Annotated in this window: 17 protein-coding genes; 16 read left to right on the top strand and 1 reads right to left on the bottom strand. The window is 66.4% G+C overall.

Going from position 1 to position 18,932, the window contains the following annotated elements:
• Nucleotides 1-340: 340 nt before the first annotated feature.
• The 4 genes from FB600_RS06250 to FB600_RS06235 all read left to right on the top strand — a co-directional run bounded on the left by FB600_RS06250 (nucleotide 341) and on the right by FB600_RS06235 (nucleotide 5,569).
• Complete coding sequence (locus FB600_RS06250) at nucleotides 341-1,075, top strand: prepilin peptidase (protein WP_052747508.1); 735 nt, start codon at nucleotides 341-343, stop codon at nucleotides 1,073-1,075.
• Nucleotides 1,072-1,389: a hypothetical protein gene (locus FB600_RS06245; protein WP_126240135.1), complete on the top strand. Its 318-nt coding sequence runs from the start codon at nucleotides 1,072-1,074 to the stop codon at nucleotides 1,387-1,389. The genes FB600_RS06250 and FB600_RS06245 overlap by 4 nt, the downstream gene beginning before the upstream one ends.
• Nucleotides 1,386-2,771: a hypothetical protein gene (locus FB600_RS06240; protein ID WP_046581147.1), complete on the top strand. Its 1,386-nt coding sequence runs from the start codon at nucleotides 1,386-1,388 to the stop codon at nucleotides 2,769-2,771. The genes FB600_RS06245 and FB600_RS06240 overlap by 4 nt, the downstream gene beginning before the upstream one ends.
• Before the next feature lie 407 nt (nucleotides 2,772-3,178).
• Complete coding sequence (locus FB600_RS06235; RefSeq protein WP_145756383.1) at nucleotides 3,179-5,569, top strand: glycosyl hydrolase family 95 catalytic domain-containing protein; 2,391 nt, start codon at nucleotides 3,179-3,181, stop codon at nucleotides 5,567-5,569.
• 88 nt (nucleotides 5,570-5,657) lie between these two features.
• On the opposite strand, the gene FB600_RS06230 is transcribed toward FB600_RS06235, so the two are convergent.
• Nucleotides 5,658-6,740, bottom strand: a complete 1,083-nt coding sequence (locus FB600_RS06230) for a porin (RefSeq protein ID WP_145756382.1) — start codon at nucleotides 6,738-6,740, stop codon at nucleotides 5,658-5,660.
• Nucleotides 6,741-7,243: 503 nt separating this feature from the next.
• Here FB600_RS06230 and andR point away from each other — a divergent pair.
• The 12 genes from andR (at nucleotide 7,244) to FB600_RS06170 (ending at nucleotide 18,758) form a co-directional block, all read left to right on the top strand.
• Complete coding sequence (gene andR / locus FB600_RS06225; RefSeq protein WP_025099751.1) at nucleotides 7,244-8,227, top strand: anthranilate 1,2-dioxygenase regulatory protein AndR; 984 nt, start codon at nucleotides 7,244-7,246, stop codon at nucleotides 8,225-8,227.
• A 105-nt stretch (nucleotides 8,228-8,332) separates the two neighbouring features.
• Nucleotides 8,333-9,286, top strand: coding sequence for a PDR/VanB family oxidoreductase (locus FB600_RS06220; RefSeq protein ID WP_046581150.1), 954 nt, complete (start codon nucleotides 8,333-8,335; stop codon nucleotides 9,284-9,286).
• A 23-nt stretch (nucleotides 9,287-9,309) separates the two neighbouring features.
• Nucleotides 9,310-10,662, top strand: coding sequence for an aromatic ring-hydroxylating dioxygenase subunit alpha (locus FB600_RS06215; protein ID WP_145756381.1), 1,353 nt, complete (start codon nucleotides 9,310-9,312; stop codon nucleotides 10,660-10,662).
• On the top strand, nucleotides 10,662-11,192 hold the full coding sequence (locus FB600_RS06210; RefSeq protein ID WP_145756380.1) for an aromatic-ring-hydroxylating dioxygenase subunit beta: 531 nt from the start codon (nucleotides 10,662-10,664) through the stop codon (nucleotides 11,190-11,192). The genes FB600_RS06215 and FB600_RS06210 overlap by 1 nt, the downstream gene beginning before the upstream one ends.
• On the top strand, nucleotides 11,192-11,827 hold the full coding sequence (locus tag FB600_RS06205; RefSeq protein ID WP_145756379.1) for a cysteine hydrolase family protein: 636 nt from the start codon (nucleotides 11,192-11,194) through the stop codon (nucleotides 11,825-11,827). The genes FB600_RS06210 and FB600_RS06205 overlap by 1 nt, the downstream gene beginning before the upstream one ends.
• Nucleotides 11,824-12,633, top strand: a complete 810-nt coding sequence (locus FB600_RS06200; RefSeq protein ID WP_096752165.1) for a glucose 1-dehydrogenase — start codon at nucleotides 11,824-11,826, stop codon at nucleotides 12,631-12,633. Before FB600_RS06205 ends, FB600_RS06200 begins: the two co-directional genes overlap by 4 nt.
• A 53-nt stretch (nucleotides 12,634-12,686) precedes the next feature.
• Nucleotides 12,687-13,910 carry a dienelactone hydrolase family protein gene (locus FB600_RS06195; RefSeq protein ID WP_096752952.1) on the top strand — a complete coding sequence of 408 codons (1,224 nt, stop codon included), beginning with the start codon at nucleotides 12,687-12,689 and terminating at the stop codon, nucleotides 13,908-13,910.
• 60 nt (nucleotides 13,911-13,970) lie between these two features.
• Entirely contained in the window at nucleotides 13,971-14,774 is an 804-nt protein-coding gene (locus tag FB600_RS06190) for an alpha/beta hydrolase (protein ID WP_096752164.1), read from the top strand.
• A gap of 136 nt (nucleotides 14,775-14,910) precedes the next feature.
• Nucleotides 14,911-16,383, top strand: a complete 1,473-nt coding sequence (locus FB600_RS06185) for an aldehyde dehydrogenase family protein (protein WP_096752163.1) — start codon at nucleotides 14,911-14,913, stop codon at nucleotides 16,381-16,383.
• Between the two features lie 223 nt (nucleotides 16,384-16,606).
• On the top strand, nucleotides 16,607-16,939 hold the full coding sequence (locus FB600_RS37640; protein WP_244102691.1) for an IS110 family transposase: 333 nt from the start codon (nucleotides 16,607-16,609) through the stop codon (nucleotides 16,937-16,939).
• 672 nt (nucleotides 16,940-17,611) lie between these two features.
• Nucleotides 17,612-18,331, top strand: a complete 720-nt coding sequence (locus tag FB600_RS06175) for a Crp/Fnr family transcriptional regulator (RefSeq protein ID WP_036055151.1) — start codon at nucleotides 17,612-17,614, stop codon at nucleotides 18,329-18,331.
• 247 nt (nucleotides 18,332-18,578) lie between these two features.
• Nucleotides 18,579-18,758 (top strand): hypothetical protein, encoded by a 180-nt coding sequence (locus FB600_RS06170; RefSeq protein WP_096752162.1) that lies wholly within the window; start codon nucleotides 18,579-18,581, stop codon nucleotides 18,756-18,758.
• The last annotated feature ends 174 nt before the right edge of the window (nucleotides 18,759-18,932 follow it).

Raw genomic sequence — 18,932 nt, 5'->3', positions numbered from 1 at the left:
ACCGACATGCGATATGCCGACGACATTGACTTGATGGTTTTCAACCAGGTTGTGAGTCAGCCTTGATAGGGGCGCATACAGGCCCCTTGCTGCCGACCGAGGGAAATTTATCAGCCGGGTTTCCGTGCCGCGACTTGACTCGTCAGATTAGAATTTTCCATGTTCAATCGGATATTTTTCTCGATAAGATACCGAAAAAAGTTGACATCCCGATATCACAAGCTCATCTCAAGATTAATTCTTAATCAATAGGCGATTCGTCAGGTCGGAAAATAAGAAATTGAGGCTATTTTCCAGATCTTGATCGTCGAGCCTGCCATCCTTCGAACGACGTGCATTCATGACATGGCTGTGGTTCCTCCTGCTGGGCAGCGTATCGGGCATCCTGTCGACGCTCGTGGCCCTTCATCTGCCGGCGGCGATCGAGCGCGACGCCGCCGCCGAGCACGCGCGGTTCGACCCACGCAGGGCACGCCGGAACTGCGCGTATCGCGGCCGGGCGATCGCCTGCCTGGCTGACGCGGGACACATCGCATTCCTGCTGCCGCGTCTCGTTGCCACCTGCATGATCGCGGCCCTGTGCGCATGCGCGGCATTCGGCCCGACCCCGGCCGGGTGCGCGGCGAGCCTGCTGGGCGCCTGCCTCGCCACGGCGGGCGCGATCGACCTCGAGCACCACCTGCTGCCCGACGCGATCACGCTGCCGCTGCTCTGGGCGGGTCTCGCGCTCAACCTCGCCGAGGTATTCGCACCGCTGCCCGATGCGGTGATCGGCGCGATGGTCGGCTACCTGCTGCCCTGGACGCTCGGCCAACTGTTCCGCATGCTGCGCGGCCTAGAAGGCATGGGATACGGCGATTTCAAGCTGCTCGCGGCGCTCGGCGCATGGCTCGGCTGGGAAGCCGTGCCCTGGATCATCGCCATATCCTCGGTCGCCGGCGCAATCGTCGCCATCGCGCTGATCTCCAGCGGATGCAAAAAGGCAGCAGAACCCATTCCGTTCGGCCCGTTTATCGCGTTCGCCGCCATTGCAGTGATTTATTGGCCTTTCGCCTCGCCGCATCTATTGCAATGAAAATTGCAACTCAATGCTTCATTGTTTCAAAAAAGCGCGCATACGATTCTCATGACATTCCGCAATATCCGTTCAATCGTGATTCAACTCCGATCTTCCATTTCCCTTGCCGGTCAAGGATTCTCGCCGCTCCTGATCGACCCCGGAGCGACATCGCCTCGTCAATGAACGGCATTCACCCTAAAAAACAGATGAATTATTCCGTAATCAACATGGCGGCAGCGGGATTCAGGGCTGCGCGTCGCGCCTCCTGTGCCGTGGAGTGCGATTCGCATGCTGCCGTTCACATTTCAATCAAGGCCAAACCCTCATGAAAAAGAGACATCAATTGATGAGCCTGCTGGTCGGCGCGGTAATTCTGCCGATGCAGTCCTATGCTGCGGAAAGTCTCAACGCGGAATCCTATGTTCCCGGTATCACCCACAACGACGGCGCGCCGGTAGCGGGCCGGCTGGGCAAGGTGGCAGGCAAGACCACGCCGATCAAGCCGCAGGGCCTGGCAACCAGCCGCCTGCAGTCGCTGCGCACGCTGCGCGCCGCGGCCGTCACCACCCAGGCCGCCACCGCGGCCACGGTCGCGCCGCCGGTGGCCGGCTGCGCCGATATCCAGGTGGGCGCCGCCTACAACGCGAACACGGCACCGTCGGGCCAGACCGACTGCTTCGAGTTCGTCGCCGCCGACCTGACCAAGACGGTCGCCTACGTGGTGAATCTTCCCGCCAACGAGCAGCACGACGTGCATCTCGTGCAGGTCAACAACGACGGCACCCTGACCTATCTCGACAACGAAACCGGCACCGCGCAGAGCAAGGTCGTCGAGGGCATTCCGCCGGGCCCGGTGCGCCTGCTGCTGCTGGTCGATTCGCAACAAGGCACCGGCGGCGCCACCTTCCAGTTCCAGGTGACGGGCACCACCGGCTACGACAGCTACGAACCGAACGATTCGATCAACCGCCCGAGCCAGCTGACCGGCAACCAGTTGATCAGCGCGAACCTCGACACCGTCAGCGACGTCGACTACTACACGGTGCAGGTGCCGAGCACGCAGAGCGCCAACCTGATCACCTTCACGGGCACCGGCACGCAAACCGCGCAACTGCTGACCGCGCCGAACACCTGGGCGACCCTGGCGAGCGGCACGACCTACAACGTCAGCTCGTCGGCGGGCGCCACACTGATGCTGCGCGTCTACAACACGGGCACCTCGGCACCGGCATCGCAGCCGTATACGCTGCGCGTGTCGGATGGCGCGGGCACGGCCGGCTTCTACCGCTTCCTCGACAACGAGAACATCACTCACCTCGCGCCGTCGCACGAGAACGTCGCGCGCACCGTCACGCCGGGCGTGATCGCGTGGGACCACACCGGCAATGTGCGGTTGCCGGCCGGCGAGCATGTGACGATCCAGGCCTACGACCGCAGCACCACCAACCAGCTGACCCTGCTGACCACCACCTCGGGCTACACGGGCGCGGACGGCAGCCTGTCCCTGCCGCTCAATGTCGGCACCTGCCAGGGCTCCGGTACCTTCACCGGGGATTTCCAGACGCTCTCGACGCCGGCCGATCACTGGCGCATCACCTACAACCCGAACTCGTTCGCGGTGGCTTATACGGATAGCGGCGCGCTCAGCGCCAACTCCTCGTATTCGTACTTCACGCATATCTGCACGGAAACGTATCTCGGGCGGTATTGACCAGATGACCGCCTGAGCGGTTGAACACACGAGCCCGGCAATGCCGGGCTTTTTCTTTGACCGCTGCCGCGGGCGCCTCGCCACAGTGTGGGACGTCCCTAGCCATCTATTCACCAAACAGAAGATCGCTCGACGCATTGAACACAAATACGAAACGAATCCCGCGCCAGGACCGGGAAAACACGGAGTTCAGGAGCCGTGACAGGGCGGATGTCGCCACGTACTATTGGCTGGACCTTTGATCCGGTCACCAACGAGGGCGGAATACCGCCGTGGCGGACCGAAGGCACCGTGGTCGCATCGACGAATCGTGCTGAATCGCATTCAATAATTCGTATTCCTACCAAATCGCACCGATGCGGCGTCCTGCGTATTGATGACGTGGATGCATCTTTCAGGAGGGGGCAATGAGCGGCATCGAGAATGAAAAACGACGCATGTTTCTGAAGTGGGGGGCGGCAGCCACCATGATCCCGATCGCGGGATGCGGCGGCGACGGTAGCGACGGCGGCCCCGGCGCGGTGGCCAACGCCGCCAGCACCCTGGCCTCCACGGCCACGGCCGACACCGCATCGGCACGCGTGCCCGACGGCGCCGCGCTGCGCCTGAGTTACAGCCAGGCAGCCGGCGAATCGAACATCCTGTTCGAAGGCCTGCCGCTCGGCAACGGCCGGCTCGGCGCATTGACCGGCGGCTCGCCCGCGCGCGAGGCGCTGTACCTGAACGAAATCACCCTGTGGTCGGGGCAAAAGGATGCGGTGGATCTCGCCTATACGGCCGCCGGCATGGGCAGCTACCAGATGCTCGGCAAGCTCTATGTCGACCTGCCAGGCCATGCCCAGGCAAGCGGCTACTCGCGCTCGCTGGACATCAGCAACGCCGTGGCCCGCACGCAGTATGTGGCGGGCGGCCATACCTATCGGCGCGAGGTGTTCTGCAGCCATCCCGACAAGGTCCTGGTGATGCGCCTGTCGTCGGATGGCGGCAGCCATGACGGCACGATCTCGCTCGTCGACGGACAAGGCGCGAGCGTCACGGGCTCGAACGGCATCCTGCTCGCGCAGGGCAAGCTGGACGGCGTCGGCGAACGCTACGCGACGCATGTCCTGGCGATGCCGGATTCGGGCACGGTCAAGTACGACGCGAGCAAGGGCGTGCTGACGATGTCGCGCTGCCCCGCGCTCACCCTGATCATCGCGGCACGGACCAACTACTCCGGCATCGAGGCCGAGGGCTATCTCGGCGCGACGGATCCCGCGGCGCTGGCCCCGGCGGACGTTTCCGGCGCGGCCCACCTGCCCTATCGGAACTTGCTGGAGCGCCATCTGAGGGACTACACGGCGCTGTTCGGCCGCTTCTCGCTCGACCTCGGCAAGTCGAGCGACGCGCAGCGTGCCATGACGATCCCCGATCGGCTCAAGGCGCGCACGGCCTCGCCGGACATAGCCGATCCCGAACTGGAGGCGCTCTATGTCCAGTTCGGCCGCTACCTGACCATCGCCTCGTCGCGCGGGCCCTTGCCGGCGAACCTGCAGGGCCTGTGGAGCGTGAACAACACCCCGCCGTGGATGGCCGACTATCACACCGACATCAACGTGCAGATGAACTACTGGCTGGCCGATCGAGCCGGGCTGCCGGAATGCCAGAAGCCGTTCGCCGACTATGTGCTGAGCCAGTTGCCCTCCTGGGAGCGCTCGACGCAGGCCCATTTCAATGACGCCGCCAATAGCAACTACAGCAATTCGAGCGGCAAGGTGGCGGGCTGGACGATCGCGATCTCCACCGGCATCTATGGCGGCATCGGCTGGGACTGGAGCCCGCCCGCCAGCGCCTGGTATTGCCGGACGCTGTGGAACCACTACCAGTACACGCTCGATCGCGACTACCTGCGCGCCATCTACCCGGTGCTGAAATCGGCTTGCGAGTTCTGGCAGGCGCGCCTGATCGTGGATCCGGCCAGCGGCCTGCTGGTCGACGATCGCGACTGGTCGCCCGAGCACGGCGATCACCAGGAACTCGGCATCACCTACGCGCAGGAACTCGTCTGGGACCTGTTCACCAACTACGGCACGGCCAGCGGCACGCTCAATCTCGATACCGATTTCGCGGCGACCATCGCCGGCCTGCGTTCGCGGCTCTACCTGCCGAAGATCAGCCCGACCACCGGCCAGCTCCAGGAATGGATGGAGGACAAGGTGGATACGGGCGATCCGCAGCATCGTCACCTGTCGCCGCTGATCGGCTGGTTCGAGGGCGAGCGCATCGCCTATGACGGCGATCCCGCGCTGGTGGCCGCCGCCAAGGCGCTGCTCACCGCGCGCGGCACCGATTCGTTCGGCTGGGGGCTGGCGTGGCGCATCGCCTGCTGGGCCAAGTTCCGCGATGCCGCCACCTGCTATTCGATGGTGCAGAAGCTGCTGCGATTCGCGAGCGGCAGCGACAGTACCAATGGCACCTTCACCAACATGTTCGACGCCTATGGCGGCAACATCTTCCAGATCGACGCGAACTTCGGCGGCCCGGCCGCGATCCTCGAGATGCTGGTGCAGAGCAGCATGGATTCGATCGTGCTGCTGCCGGCGCTGCCCCCGCAGTGGAATACCGGCAGCGTGAAGGGCGTTCGCGTGAAGGGCGGCTTCTCGGTCGACCTGGCCTGGAAGGACGGCAAGCTGACGTCGGCCGCGATCACCAGCGTGGGCGGTACCGGCACGACGCTGAAGTATGGATCGATCAGCAAGCCGATCGTGGTGAGGAAGCTGGGCCGGAGCCGCTTCGATGGAGCGTTGGGCACGGCTTGAGCAGGATGCCGCGTCGTCGCCCGGACTTTCGGGCGGTGACACGGCATTGTCGTCATGCGATCCCGGTTCCCGCCTGCCTATCGGAAGATCAAAAGAAGTGCCGCATGCCGACTCGCGCGATCACCTGGTTGCCGCTCGACGACGGCCCCGCCGTGAACAGGATCCAGGCACGCGCGGTATTGCTGTCGCCGCCGGCATGCTGGTACGCCGCGCTCACATAGACATCGCTGCGCTTCGACAAGGCATAGTCGAGCGTGAGATTCAGCTGATGCGCGCGGCTGTCCTGCAACACCGCGTTGCCTGCCATGTACTGGTAGGCGGCATAGAGGTGGACGGCATAGGAGAGCGGAACCGTCCCGCCCACCTCGAACACGTTGATCGTCGCGCCGCTGAAGGTGTTGCGCGTATTGGTATAGAGCAGGTCGGCCCAGCCCCGCATGATCGCGACGCGGCCGCCCACGCCGAAATTGCGTATCCCGTCCGCGCCGCCGTTGATCTGCGCGTACTTGGTCATCGTGTACGCCGCGTCGATCGAATACGACGGCTGCTCGTAGTCGATCCCGAAGCTGTAGGCATTCTGGTTCGAGAAACTGCCGGCCAGGTTGCTGAAGCCGTACATCGCGCCGAACGTCAGCCCGCCGATCGACGGCGACTGGTATTTCACCGAATTCGAGATCCGCGAGGCGCCGGCCGTGCGATCGAAGTCGAAGTCGCCGCTGAACGGCCCGGGCTTGCCCAGCGCATCGAACGGCCCCTGCCGGAGATTCGTCAGCGACACATACGGCAGTTCCGGCCCGAGCCGCCGCATCGACAGCGACATGAACATGAATTCGTACTGGTTGCCGAGCGTGAGCGTGCCCCAGCGCGCATCGTCGAGGCCGACCCAGGCCTGGCGGCCGAACAGGTCCCCATCGAGCGCGCCGGTGCCGACCTCGAACTGGCCTTCGAGCTGGAACACGGCACGCGTGCCGCCGCCGAGATCCTCGCTGCCCTTCAGGCCGAACAGGTTCGGCACCAGCACGCCGCTGTCCATCACCGCCGTGCGATGACCGCCGTCGTTCGACAGCGCGGTAATGCCCACGTCGAGCATGCCGTAGAGCGTGACCGCGCTCTGTGCATGGGCGGTCGTCACGACAGCGGCGCATAGCGCGCCGGCAAACAAGGCTTTCATCCGGGTCTCCAGGCAGTGGGGCGCGGCGCCTCGATGAGCGTCGCGTGTCGAGGTCGGGCAAACCGCAAGCACGTCGCATCGTCACGACGGCCGGCGCCTTCACATTCGCAGTGCGAAATAAATCGAAAACGAAATCGAAAAGGATTCGATACGGGCCTGGTTTACATCCATCGGCACGTGGCACGGCACCGACCCAATGCGCCATCCGGCATGCCGGCGCCCCGACATCGAAAGCAAAATGAAAACTGATTCGAGGGAATTCGCCGGAGCGACAGGGCCAACCGGCAGGCGGAGTATTCGAGGGCCGAAAATCGCGATCTATCCACTCCACGCAAGCGCCGGCCGAAGCCTGTCCAGTTCTCGCAAGCGCATCGCGGCCCCCATTCCGGGCCTTTTTGACACCGCTCGCGAACGTGTACAGTGGGCACGGCTTCGGGACGCGAATGCCGGCGTTCGACCGTGCGCCGTCCCCTGCCGTCCCCATAACGCATCGAAGACCTGCCATGCCGCCCACTTCCTTGCTGATCGAATCGACGTCGCTGAGGCAATACCGGTATTTCGAGTCGAACGACGTCGACGACACGCGCCAGCGCATCGCCGCCGTGCTGCAGCCGCACCGGCTCACGCCCGGCGCGGCGCGCGGCGGCCAATCCGCCTACATGAACCACGTGCGGATCGACAGCCTGGCGTTCGGCACGATCGGCTATGCGGGGACGATGGGCGTCGATGCCGGCGAGATCGAGGACTATTACCTCGCGATCCTGAGCCTCAACGGTTACGCCGACGTCACCGTCGGCGGCAGGCGGATGATCATCGGGCAGACGCAGGGCATGGTGGTCGGACCCTCGACTCGCTTCAGCGGCACTTTCTCGGCCGACTGCGAGCAGTTCTTCGTGCGGATCGACAAGCGCGCGATGCTGGCGCATACCGGCTACGATCATCTGCACATCGAGCCGGCACTCGACCTCTCCCGCCCCGAGCTCGCGCCCTGGCTGGCCCAGCTGCGGGTGCTGACCTCCTCTCCCGAGACGATCGCGCTCGCGCAGCGCGACCGGCGCGTCGCGCTCGAATTCGAGCGGCTGCTCGTCACCCTGCTGCTGGCCAGCCAGCCGCATCATTCGCAGGCGCGGCCGGCAACGGCGGCGCTGGTGCCGCGCACCGTCAAGCGCGCGGAAAGCTTCATCGCGGAACATGCCTGCGAGCCGATCACGCTGGCCGACATCGCCGACGCGGCCGAGGTGCCGGTGCGTACCCTGCTCGACGGCTTCCGGCGCTACTCGCACGCGAGCCCGATGCAGCTGGTGCGGGAGGCACGGCTCGAACGCGCCCGCGAGATGCTGCTGCGCGCCCGCGATACCGAGCGCGTGGCCGACATCGCGCTCGGCTGCGGCTTCGCGAATCTCGGCCGCTTCGCCAGCGCCTACCGCGAAAAGTTCGGCGAACCGCCCTCGGACACGCTGCGTCGCGTGCGGCAGCGCAGCAGCTGAGTCCGCCGAAACCTGCGCGCGCCGGACAGGCGCTGCGTTCGGTGGATATCCCCGCCCATTTCCGCGCCATACAGTCGAAGCGTCCGATCTACACGGAGCCTCTGTATGACCCCGCTCAGGATGCGCGTCGCGCGCATCGATTCCCTGACGCCCACGATCCGCCGCCTGCACCTGGTTGCCGCCGACGGCAGGCCCTTGCCGCCGTTCGAGGCGGGCGCGCATCTCGGCGTGCATGTCCCGCTCGGCGAGCGCAGCCAGCGGCGCGCCTATTCGCTCGTCAACCCGGGCGGCGAGGATGCGCATTACGAAATCGCGGTGCTGCTCGAACCCGCCGGCAGCGGCGGCTCGCGCTGGATGCACGCGCTCGAGGTCGGCCAGCTTCTCGAAGTCGACCCGCCGCGCAACGATTTCCGCCTGGCCACCGATGCGCGCCGCCATCTGCTGATCGCGGGCGGCATCGGCATCACGCCGATCCTCGCGATGGCACGCACGCTCGCCGCCGCCGGGGCGCCCCATGCGCTGCATTACGCGGCGCGCGACGCCGCGGCGATGGCCTATCGCGACGAGGTTGCCGCGTTGGCCCATGCCCGCTGCTGGTTCGACGGCGGCGACCCGCGCCGCGGGCTGCCGCTGGCCGACACGATCGGCGCGTTCGAAGCCGGCGCGCATCTCTACGTCTGCGGCCCGGCCGGCCTCGTCGCGGCCGCGCTCGATACCGCGCGCCGCCTCGGCTGGCCCGATGACGCGCTGCACAGCGAGCTGTTCGCGGCGCCGGCCGCGCCCACCGATGCCGATGCGGCGTTCGAGGTGCACCTGGCCGCCTCGGGCCGCGTGCTGGCCGTCCCGGCCGGCACCAGCGTGCTCGACGCGATGATCGCCGCCGGGCTCGACCCGCTCTACGACTGCCGGCGCGGCGACTGCGGCGTCTGCACCGCCCAGTTGCTCGACGGCGAACCCGAGCATCGTGACATCTGCCTGACCGGCGACGAGCACGCCGAGGGCCGCTTCTGCCCTTGCGTGTCGCGCGCGAAAAGCGCCCGCCTGGTCCTCGACCTGTAACCCTCATCAAAAAAGGAAGCAGCATGAGCCTGACCAATGCGAGCCTCGCCGATCTCGTGCGCCCGGACAGCGTCCACAAGCGCGTCTATACCGATCCGGCGATCTTCGCGCTCGAGATGGAGCGCATCTATGGCCGCGCCTGGATCTACGTCGGCCACGAAAGCCAGGTGAAGGCGCCCGGCGACTATCACACCACGCGGATCGGCGACCAGGACGTGGTGATGGTCCGCGCCCAGGACGGCCAGGTGCATGTGGTCTACAACCGCTGCCCGCACAAGGGCGCCAAGCTGGTGGCCGACGGCGACGGCTCGACCGGCAAGTTCTTCCGCTGCCCCTATCACGCCTGGACCTTCAAGCTCGACGGCACGCATCTGTCGGCGCCGCTGCGCAACGGCCTGCAGAACACCTGCTTCGACCCGAAGCACCCGGATTTCTCGATGCGCCGCGTCGCCCGCGTCGACAGCTATCGCGGCTTCGTATTCGCCAGCCAGGCCGCCGACGGCCCCGACCTGAAGACCTTCCTGAACGGCGTCGCCTCGTCGATCGACAATCTGTGCGATCGCTCGCCGGTCGGCGAGGTCGAGGTCACGGGCGGCGTGTTTCGCGTGCTGCAGCGCTCGAACTGGAAGGTGTTCTACGAGAACCTCCACGACACCATGCACGCGCCGGTCACGCACGAATCCTCGGTGGTTTCCGCCCGCGCCCAGGCCGACGAACTCGGTGCGATGCCGTTCGAGCTGCTGATCATGGACGGCAACGGCGAACCCTACGCATTCTGGGAAAAGCTGGAGCTGCGCGCCTACGAATACGGGCACGGCTACATGGAAGGCATCTTCGACCCGGCCGCGGCCGAGCGCGACCCCGTCTCGCACGCGCACTTCAGGACCCTGGCCGAGGTGCATGGCGAGGCGCGCGCCAGGCAGATCCTCGGCATGAACCGGCACAACACGGTGATCTACGGCAGCGGCTCGCCGCACACGGTATTCCAGCAGTTCCGCGTGATCCGCCCGATCGCGGTGGACCAGACGCTGGTCGAGATCCAGCTGTTCCGGCTCAAGGGCGCCCCCGATGCCGTGTTCGACCGCGCGCTCAGCTATGCCAACGTGATCAACTCGCCCTCGTCGAACGTGATGCCCGACGACGTGGAGGTCTATGCGCGCTGCCAGCAGGGCAACAACACGCGCGGCGGCGAATGGGTCAGCATGCATCGTTATGCGGGCACCGATCGCGCGGTCGAGGACGGCTACGTCTCGATCAACGGCACCAGCGAACTGCCGATGCGCAACCAGTTCGCCGCCTGGCACCGCTTCATGCTCGACGACAGCGGCTCGGCCGCCGGCCCCACGACGAAGCAGCCGAACGGAGGACAAGCCTGATGCTGCGCGATCGGACTTTCGATCTGTCCACCGAGCCGGTTTCCGCGCTCGCCGCCGAGGACATGGCACTGCGCGCGCAGGTGGAGCAATTCCTGTATCGTGAGGCGCGCCTGCTCGACACGCGCGCCTTCGACGCCTGGCTCGAGCTCTGGACGCCCGACGGCATGTACTGGCTGCCGCACGAGCCGGGGCAGGCCAGCCCGCACGACCATATCTCGCTGTTCTGGGAAGATGCGACGCTGCGCGAGGTGCGCGCGCGCCGCGTCAGCAACGCGCGCAACTGGTCGCAACAGCCGCCCACGCGCACCGCGCGGCTGGTCGGTAACGTGATGCTCGGCGGGCGCGACGCGCAAGGCCGGCTGGTCGTGCATTCGACGCTGGTGGTCCATGAATGGCGGCTCGGTCAACGCACGCTCGCCGGGCTCGTCACGCACAAGCTCGACACGCGCGAGGGCTGGAAGATCTACCTGAAGCGCGTCGACCTGGTGAATTCGACCGACGCGTTCGCGAATCTCGAGGTGTTCGTCTGATGGCCGGCATCGCTCGCTTCGCACGCAGCGCCGTGATCGCGCTGCACTACCAGAACGACGTGCTCGATCCCGAAGGCCGGATCCGCGTCGGCTTCGAGCGCGCCCAGCCGGAGCGCGCCGCCGTGATCGAGGCGGCGCGTGCCCTGCTGGCCGGCGCGCGCTCGCGAGGCTTGCCGCTGATCCATATCCGCATCGCGTTCCGCGAGGATTACGCGGATCTGCTGCGCAATGCGCCGATCTTCGTTCGCACCGCCGAATCCGGCGCGCTGCGCGAGGGTAGCTGGGGCGCGGCATTCCACCCCGCGCTGGGCCCCGATCCCGATCGCCCGCTCGATTACGTGCTCCATCATCGTCGCACCAGCGGCTTCATCGGCACGCCGCTCGAACAGATCCTCGCGGCGCACGACGTGCGGCACCTGATCGTCGCCGGCGTCGCCACCCATTCGACCGTCGAGATGACGGTGCGGCACGCGGTCGACCTCGGCTATACGGCGACGGTGGCCGCCGATGCCTGCTCCTGCGCGGATCGGCAACAGCACGCGGCCTCGCTCGAATCGATGCGCCTGCTGGCAAGCATCTCGACCGTCGCCGAGCTGTTCGGCGACAGCGACGCCTCGCCGGAGCCTGACGCATGACCCTACCCGCCGCCGCTCCCGCCCGCCTCGCCGGCAAGGTCGCGATCGTCACCGGCGCCGGCCAGGGCATCGGCGCCGACATCGCGCGCGGCCTCGCCGCCGACGGCGCCTCGGTGCTGCTCGCGGGGCTCGGCGCGGCGGCCGGCGAAGCGGTCGCCGCCTCGATCGGCCCGGCCGCGCGCTTTCTCGAAACCGACGTGACCGACGACGCCCAGCTCGACCGCGCGCTAGCGCTGGCCCTCGACACCTTCGGCGGCCTCGACATCGTTGTCAACAACGCCTGCAGCTATGACGACGCCGGGCTCGCCTCGACGCGCGCGCAATGGGCCCGCCTGCTCGACGTCAACCTCGTGTCGGCCGCGATCCTGGCGCAGAAGGCCGCCCCGCTGCTGCGCCGCGACGGCGCGATCGTCAACCTCGGCAGCACCGGCGGCAAGTTCGGCGCGGCCGGCCGCGCGCTCTATCCGGCCTCGAAGGCGGCGCTGCTGCAACTCACGCGCAACCTGGCGGTCGATCTCGCGCCGAGCGGCATCCGCGTCGTCAGCGTATCGCCGGCCTGGACCTGGTCACCCTCGCTCGAACGCCTGGCGGCCGGCTCGCTGGAGTCGGCCGATCGCGTCGGCGCCGCCCTGCATCCGCTCGGCCGCGTCGGGCGCGGCGAGGAGGTCGCGCGCGCGGTCGCCTTCCTGTGCTCGCGCGAGGCATCCTGGATCACCGGCGTCGATATCCCGGTCGACGGCGGCTTCTCGATGCTCGGCCCCGACCAGGGCCGCTCGCCGCGCGACTGGTTCGAACGACAAACGTGACGCGCCAGGCACGCGCGCCTTTCATCCCCATCGTCCCCAAGGAGTTCATCAGCATGTCGAAGCAGATCAGGATCACCGCCGACGGCGCGTCGTTCGACGCCACCGTCGCCCTGCCGGAAGCGGGCCGCGGCCCCGTCGTCGTGCTGCTGCAGGAAATCTTCGGCGTGAACGCCGAGATGCGCGAGGTGGCCGAGCTGTACGCGGCCGAAGGTTACGTGGTGGTCGCGCCGGACCTGTTCCACCAGTTCGCGCCCAACATCGAACTCGGTTACGACGACGCCGGCCACGCCCAGGCCTTCGACTACTACGCGCGCTTCGACGTCGAGCGCGCCGTGCGCGACATCCGCGCGACCGTCGAGCACGCGCGGACCATGCCGGAATCGACCGGCCAGGTCGGCGCGCTCGGCTTCTGCCTGGGCGGCAAGCTGGCCTATCTGGCGGCAGCCGAATGCGACGTCGATTGCGCGGTCGCGTACTACGGCGTCGGCATCGAGCAGTCGCTGGCGCTGGCATCGCGCATCACCTGCCCGATCACCCTGCATTTCGGCGAGACCGACCCGCTCAATCCGCCCGAGGCGCTGTCGGCGATCCGCGCAACGCTCGGCGGCATGCCGAACGTGAGGCTGCACGTCTATCCGGGCGCGGGCCACGCCTTCAGCCGCGGCGGTCCGACCTTCGTGAAGACAGCCGCGATGCCGGCCCACACGCGCAGCCTCGAGACCTTCCGCAAGACGATGGGCCCCGACTACGATCTCGGCGCGCTCGCGGACCGTCACTTCGAGCTGGAATTCGCCGCGCGCGACCCGGAAGCGACAATGCGCACGATGGTGCCCGAGCCTTACGTGAACCACGTCCCGACCATGACCGGCGGCACCGGCTACCAGGAGCTGAAGCGCTTCTACACGCATCACTTCATCCACAACAATCCGGCCGACATGCGCATGACGCCGATCTCGCGTGTGATCGGCGTGGATCGCATGGTCGACGAATTCATTCTCGGCTTCACGCACGATCGCGAGATCGACTGGCTGCTGCCGGGCGTGGCGCCGACCGGCAAGCGCGTCGAGATCCCGATGCTGGTGGTGGTCGCCTTCCGCGGCCCGAAGCTCTACAACGAGCACATCTACTGGGACCAGGCCAGCGTGCTCGCGCAGATCGGCCTGCTCGACCCCACCGGGCTGCCCGTCGCCGGCGTGGAAGCGTCGCGCAAGCTGCTCGACGAAACCCTGCCGTCGAACACCTTGATGGCGCGCTGGAAGGAAAGCGCGCCGCGCTGAACCGCGAGGCGAACGATCCGCTGTTCGCGCAGCCGCCCGCCACGAATCTGGAAAACGCACATGAACCTCACGCTCGCCCAACCGCGCCGCTACGATGCGCGGGGGATCGCCGTCGATCATTACCCCGCCTCCCTCGACGGGGCCGCCGCGTCCCGGCCCGTCATCCTGGTTCATGGCGGCTGCCAGGCCGCCTGGTGCTGGGCGCTTTACGCCCCGCTGCTCGCGCAGGCGGGCTTCGATGTGCACGCGCTGAACTGGCGCGGCCGCGGCGGCTCGGCGGCGCTCGACACGGCGGATTTCGTCTCGATGTCGATCGCCGACGTGGTCGACGATATTCGCTGCGTGGCGCTCGGACTCGAGGCCGCGCCGATCCTGGTCGGCCACTCGATGGGCGGGCTCGCCGCCCAGCTTTATGCGGCGCGATATCCCGTGCAGGCCCTGGTGGCACTGACGCCGGTGGTGCCCTCGAACGTCGGTGCCGAGCCCGTCGCGCTGCCCATCGCGGACATGGCCGCGCCCTGGGGACCACCGCCGCTCGAAGCGACGCGCGAGCTGTTCTTCCAGGGGCTCACCGATGCCGAGTGCCGCCGCTACCAGGCGATGCTGGTGCCGGAATCGCCGCGGCGGGTTCGGGAGGCCACGCAATGGAGCCTGCCGATCGAGGTCGACCAGCTCAGCGCGCCCACGCTGGTGATATCCGGCGCGCTCGACATCCTCACGCCGCCCGCCACCGGCGCGGCGCTTGCCGGGCTGTATGGCTGCGAGCACTGGCTGGAGCCGGCGCATGGCCATAACGTGCTGCTCGGCGAGGGCGCGGCCGGCATCGCCCAGCGGCTGATCGACTGGCTGCAAGGCCGCGCCTGAACCGCTCGCCGATGCCCTCGCCAATGCGCTTCCGGATTCGGCCAAGGCTTGCGGCAATCGGCTAGCCCGCCGAGCGGGATTGGTCGACGATCGCCGGGATCGCAGCTCATTCCCTCGTCCCGACAGGAGTCCTCCCATGAACGCCACGCCCCTGGCCGCGCGCGAAGTCCGCGAAGGCAAGCTCTTCATCGACGGTCACTGGACCGCCGGTTCCGAACGCGAAGTCCGCCCCGATTTCAATCCCGCCACCGGCGAGCTCTTCGCGCAGGTCCACCAGGCCACGCGCGCCGACGCGATCCGCGCGATCGACGCCGCGCATCGCGCCAAGGACGCATGGGCGAACCTGCTGGTCGGCCGCCGCGCCGAGATCCTGCTGTCCTGCGCCGACGCGCTCGCCGCCATGGCCGACGAGGTGCGCGACGTGCTGATCGAGGAATCGGGTTCGACCTACCCGAAGGCGATGTTCGAGGTGATGAGCGGTATCGACCTGCTGCGCAGCGCGGCCGGCGACGCGCGCCATGTGTTCGGTGAAACCTTGCCGCTCAGCATGCCGGGCCAGCTCGGCATGACGATCCGCCGGCCGCTCGGCGTGATCGCCGGCATCGCGCCCTTCAACGCGCCGTTCTGGCTCGCCATGAAGAAGGTCGTGCTGGCGCTGGCGGCCGGCAATACCTTCGTGCTGAAGCCTTCTGAGGAAACGCCCGTCACCGGCTTGAAGATCGCCGAGCTGTTCGAGCGCGGCGGCCTGCCCGCCGGCGTGCTGAACGTGATCCCCGGCCCGGCCGCCGAAATCGGCGAGGTGCTGCTGTCCGATCCGCGCGTGCGCATGCTGACCTTCACCGGCTCGACGCGCGTCGGGCGCCACCTGGCGGTGGAAGCCGCCAAGCAGATGAAGAAGGTCACGCTGGAGCTGGGCGGCAAGAACCCCTTGATCGTGCTGCGCGATGCCGATCTCGACTACGCGGTGCGCGCCGCCTGCTTCGGTATCTTCTTCCACCAGGGCCAGGTATGCATGGCGAACTCGCGGATCCTGGTGGAGGCGCCGATCTACGATGCCTTCGCGGAGCGCTTCGTCGAGCGCGCGTCGAGCTATGCCGTAGGCGATCCGCGCGATCCGGCCACGGTGATCGGCCCGCTGATCCGCGGCTCTCAGTGCGGGGTGATCGATGGGCAGATCGAGGACGCGGTATCGAAGGGCGCGCGGCTGCTGCTCGGCGGCACCCACGAAGGCAATTTCTATCGGCCGACCGTGCTGGCGGACGTGACGGCGGGGATGCGCATCTACGACGAGGAAAGCTTCGGCCCGGTCACCTCGCTGATCCGCGTGGACAGCGCCGAGCACGCGCTGCAGGTCGCCAACGACACCTCGTATGGCCTGTCCTCGGGCGTGATCACCAACGATCTGCAGAAGGCCTTCGATCTCGCGCTGCGGCTGGAGGCGGGCATGGTCCATATCAACGACTGCACCGTGTCGGACGAGGCACATGTGCCGTTCGGCGGCACCAAGATGAGCGGCGTAGGCCGCGAGGGCGGCCGTTATTCGATGGAGGAGATGACCGAACTGAAGTGGATCACGATCCAGATGGGGCAGCGGCAGTTTCCGCTGTGAGCGAAGGGGGTACGTCGGCGGAATCCTCTTTCAGCAGCCTGAAGAAAGAGCGAATCCGCAAGCGTATCTATAAAACCCGGGATATGGTGCGTGCCGACGTCTTCGACGTAGGGTTGGATTTTTCGCGCTCCGTGGCCGAGATCGCATATCTCGAAGACGGTGTGCTGCATGCCGGCGGTCGTGCCGGGCTCAAACGCGATGAGCTGGAGCGCTTTGCCGAAAATTGCGTAGCACCGATCATGTGGTGCTTGAAGCGGCGGGCAACACTGCTGCCATCGTCAACGTTCTGCGCCCAAACGTGGCGCGTGTTGCGATCGCGGATCCACTATTGGGGCGGCTCATTGCAAAGGCACGCGTCAAGACAGATAAGATCGATGCGACTGTACTGGCACAACGATATGCGAGCCATTTTCTACCAGAAGTCTGGATGCCGGACGAGAACACGCCGGCACTTCGCCAGCAGCTCAATCCAGTGATGTCCCCTTACGGGGATACTGCTCGCGTCGGCATGCATTCGACACGAACAGGTTCCGGGCGAATCAGTCAGGCTTCTTGACCGATTCCTTCACGTCGCCGAGGTTTTTCCGCGCCTAGCCCGCCGCCTGCTGGACATCGCCCTTAACTCACGCTTCGGATTGCTCGTGGCCTCGCCCTCCATCAAGATGTCGGGCAAAAAAGATTGGACGCAAGCGGCGTCCGGTGCAGCCGATGCCGGCTTGCTTACACGGGAATGGGGTGATATCGCAGCCAGCGAAGCCCGCGTCGGGGCGCAGTCCGGAGATCGAGCGCCACCAGAGTGCATGCCGCGAATATAAACAGGAAAAGAGGGGTCATCTGAGCGTGTCCAGGAAACTTGCAAGCAGGTTGTGCCGGAAACTTCGGGCATGGCGCAATGTCGACGGCCGGTAGCTGCCGGCATCAAGTGCGCGCCATCCCATCCTGCCTTTCGCGATCCGACAAGTCCGTCCGATCCCGTACAAGGTTCGTGAAAGCCCGTCACTTGACCTCGCCGCGCGCCGGGAGCGCACCTTGCGGCGAGGCGTTCAGCATCCTTCTTTCCGATGCTTGGTTGTGTGCAACATCCACCCGGATCAATCCGGGACGACAAAATCCCGCGCCTTTGCCACCCGCCGGCGCCAAGTGAGATACGATGCGTGGCTCGGATTACCGATATCCCGGTTCGAGCGGCCCATTCATCGTCAACCAGGCGCCAGCCCAGGAGCGACGCATGCAAGTCCTCTCACCTCTCAATCAGAACCAACTGCTGGCCGCCTTGCCAGAATCCGAGCGTGCTGGACTGATGCCCCATCTGACACTCGTGGACATGCCGCTCGGCAAGGTGCTGTACGAATCGGGCGGCCAGCTTCATCACGTTTATTTTCCGACCACCGCGATCGTTTCACTGCTGTACGTGATGGAAGACGGCTCTTCCGCGGAGATCGCCATGGTCGGCCACGAAGGCATCATCGGCGTGTCACTGTTCATGGGTGGCGAAACCACGCCGAGCCGGGCACTCGTGCAAAGCGCGGGGCAGGCCTACCGCCTGGAAGCGAGTATCCTGAAAGCCGAATTCCGGCGCGGCAACGCGATGCAGCGTCTGTTGCTGCGCTATACCCAGGCCCTGATTACGCAGATGGCCCAGACCGCCGTGTGCAATCGCCATCACTCCATCGATCAGCAACTGTGCCGCTGGCTGCTGCTCAGTCTCGATCGCCTGCCGTCGAACCGCTTGAAGATGACGCAGGAGCTGATTGCAAACACACTAGGCGTGCGCCGGTCGGGCGTCACGGAAGCAGCATTGAAACTGCAGGATGCCGGCCTGATCCGCTACAACTACGGTCATATCGAGGTGCTGGATCGGCCAGGGCTCGAGAAGCGGGTGTGCGAGTGTTATGGCGTGGTCAAACGCGAATTCGACCGCCTATTGCCTGATCTGCATCGTTTGTAGGCATCTGTGCGCGGTAGCGTACCGACTTCACGCCGCACCGCATCCATTCTGTCAGCGGCACCGCCGACGCCGCGACGGAATCCCTCACGACGCGCAGCAGTCTGTTCGCGCGCGACACCACCACTCCACTCGCGCCGGTCGCCCATCATGGGCGTCAGGATGCGCCACACGGCAGCGGGGCACGATCGACCGAACCAGACTCGACGCGATCTATCGATGCCCAGCCTGCCATCCCCAAAGAGGAATCATGAAATCCTACACACCCACCACACCGGATCAACGCGATCGGGAAACACGCAAGAAGCAGCGAGACGCCCTGACCCGTGCCGATATCGAACGGGCCGAACAGCGCCTCATCAATGACGCCGACATCGACTCCAACGCCAGCAAGTGGCGCTATTCACCACCGGACCAGCAGGGCAAATGAACGGCGCTACGGCGATCGGTCCAGCACGCGGGCCTGCCGTGGGCTCGGCCACACGACATTCGCGAGCGGCGGTTCCTCGCCCGGCGAAGGAGACCGGCGCTCGCAGGATTGCCCTCTCATGGCAGCACCGGCTGCGCGATGCCCAGACTCACCTGGCGCCCCTGCCCCTCGTCC

This window comes from Burkholderia sp. SJZ089 (assembly GCF_007828315.1).
In the GTDB taxonomy this organism is placed as follows: Bacteria; Pseudomonadota; Gammaproteobacteria; order Burkholderiales; family Burkholderiaceae; genus Burkholderia; species Burkholderia gladioli.
This window is presented reverse-complemented; position numbering and strand designations above follow the sequence as displayed.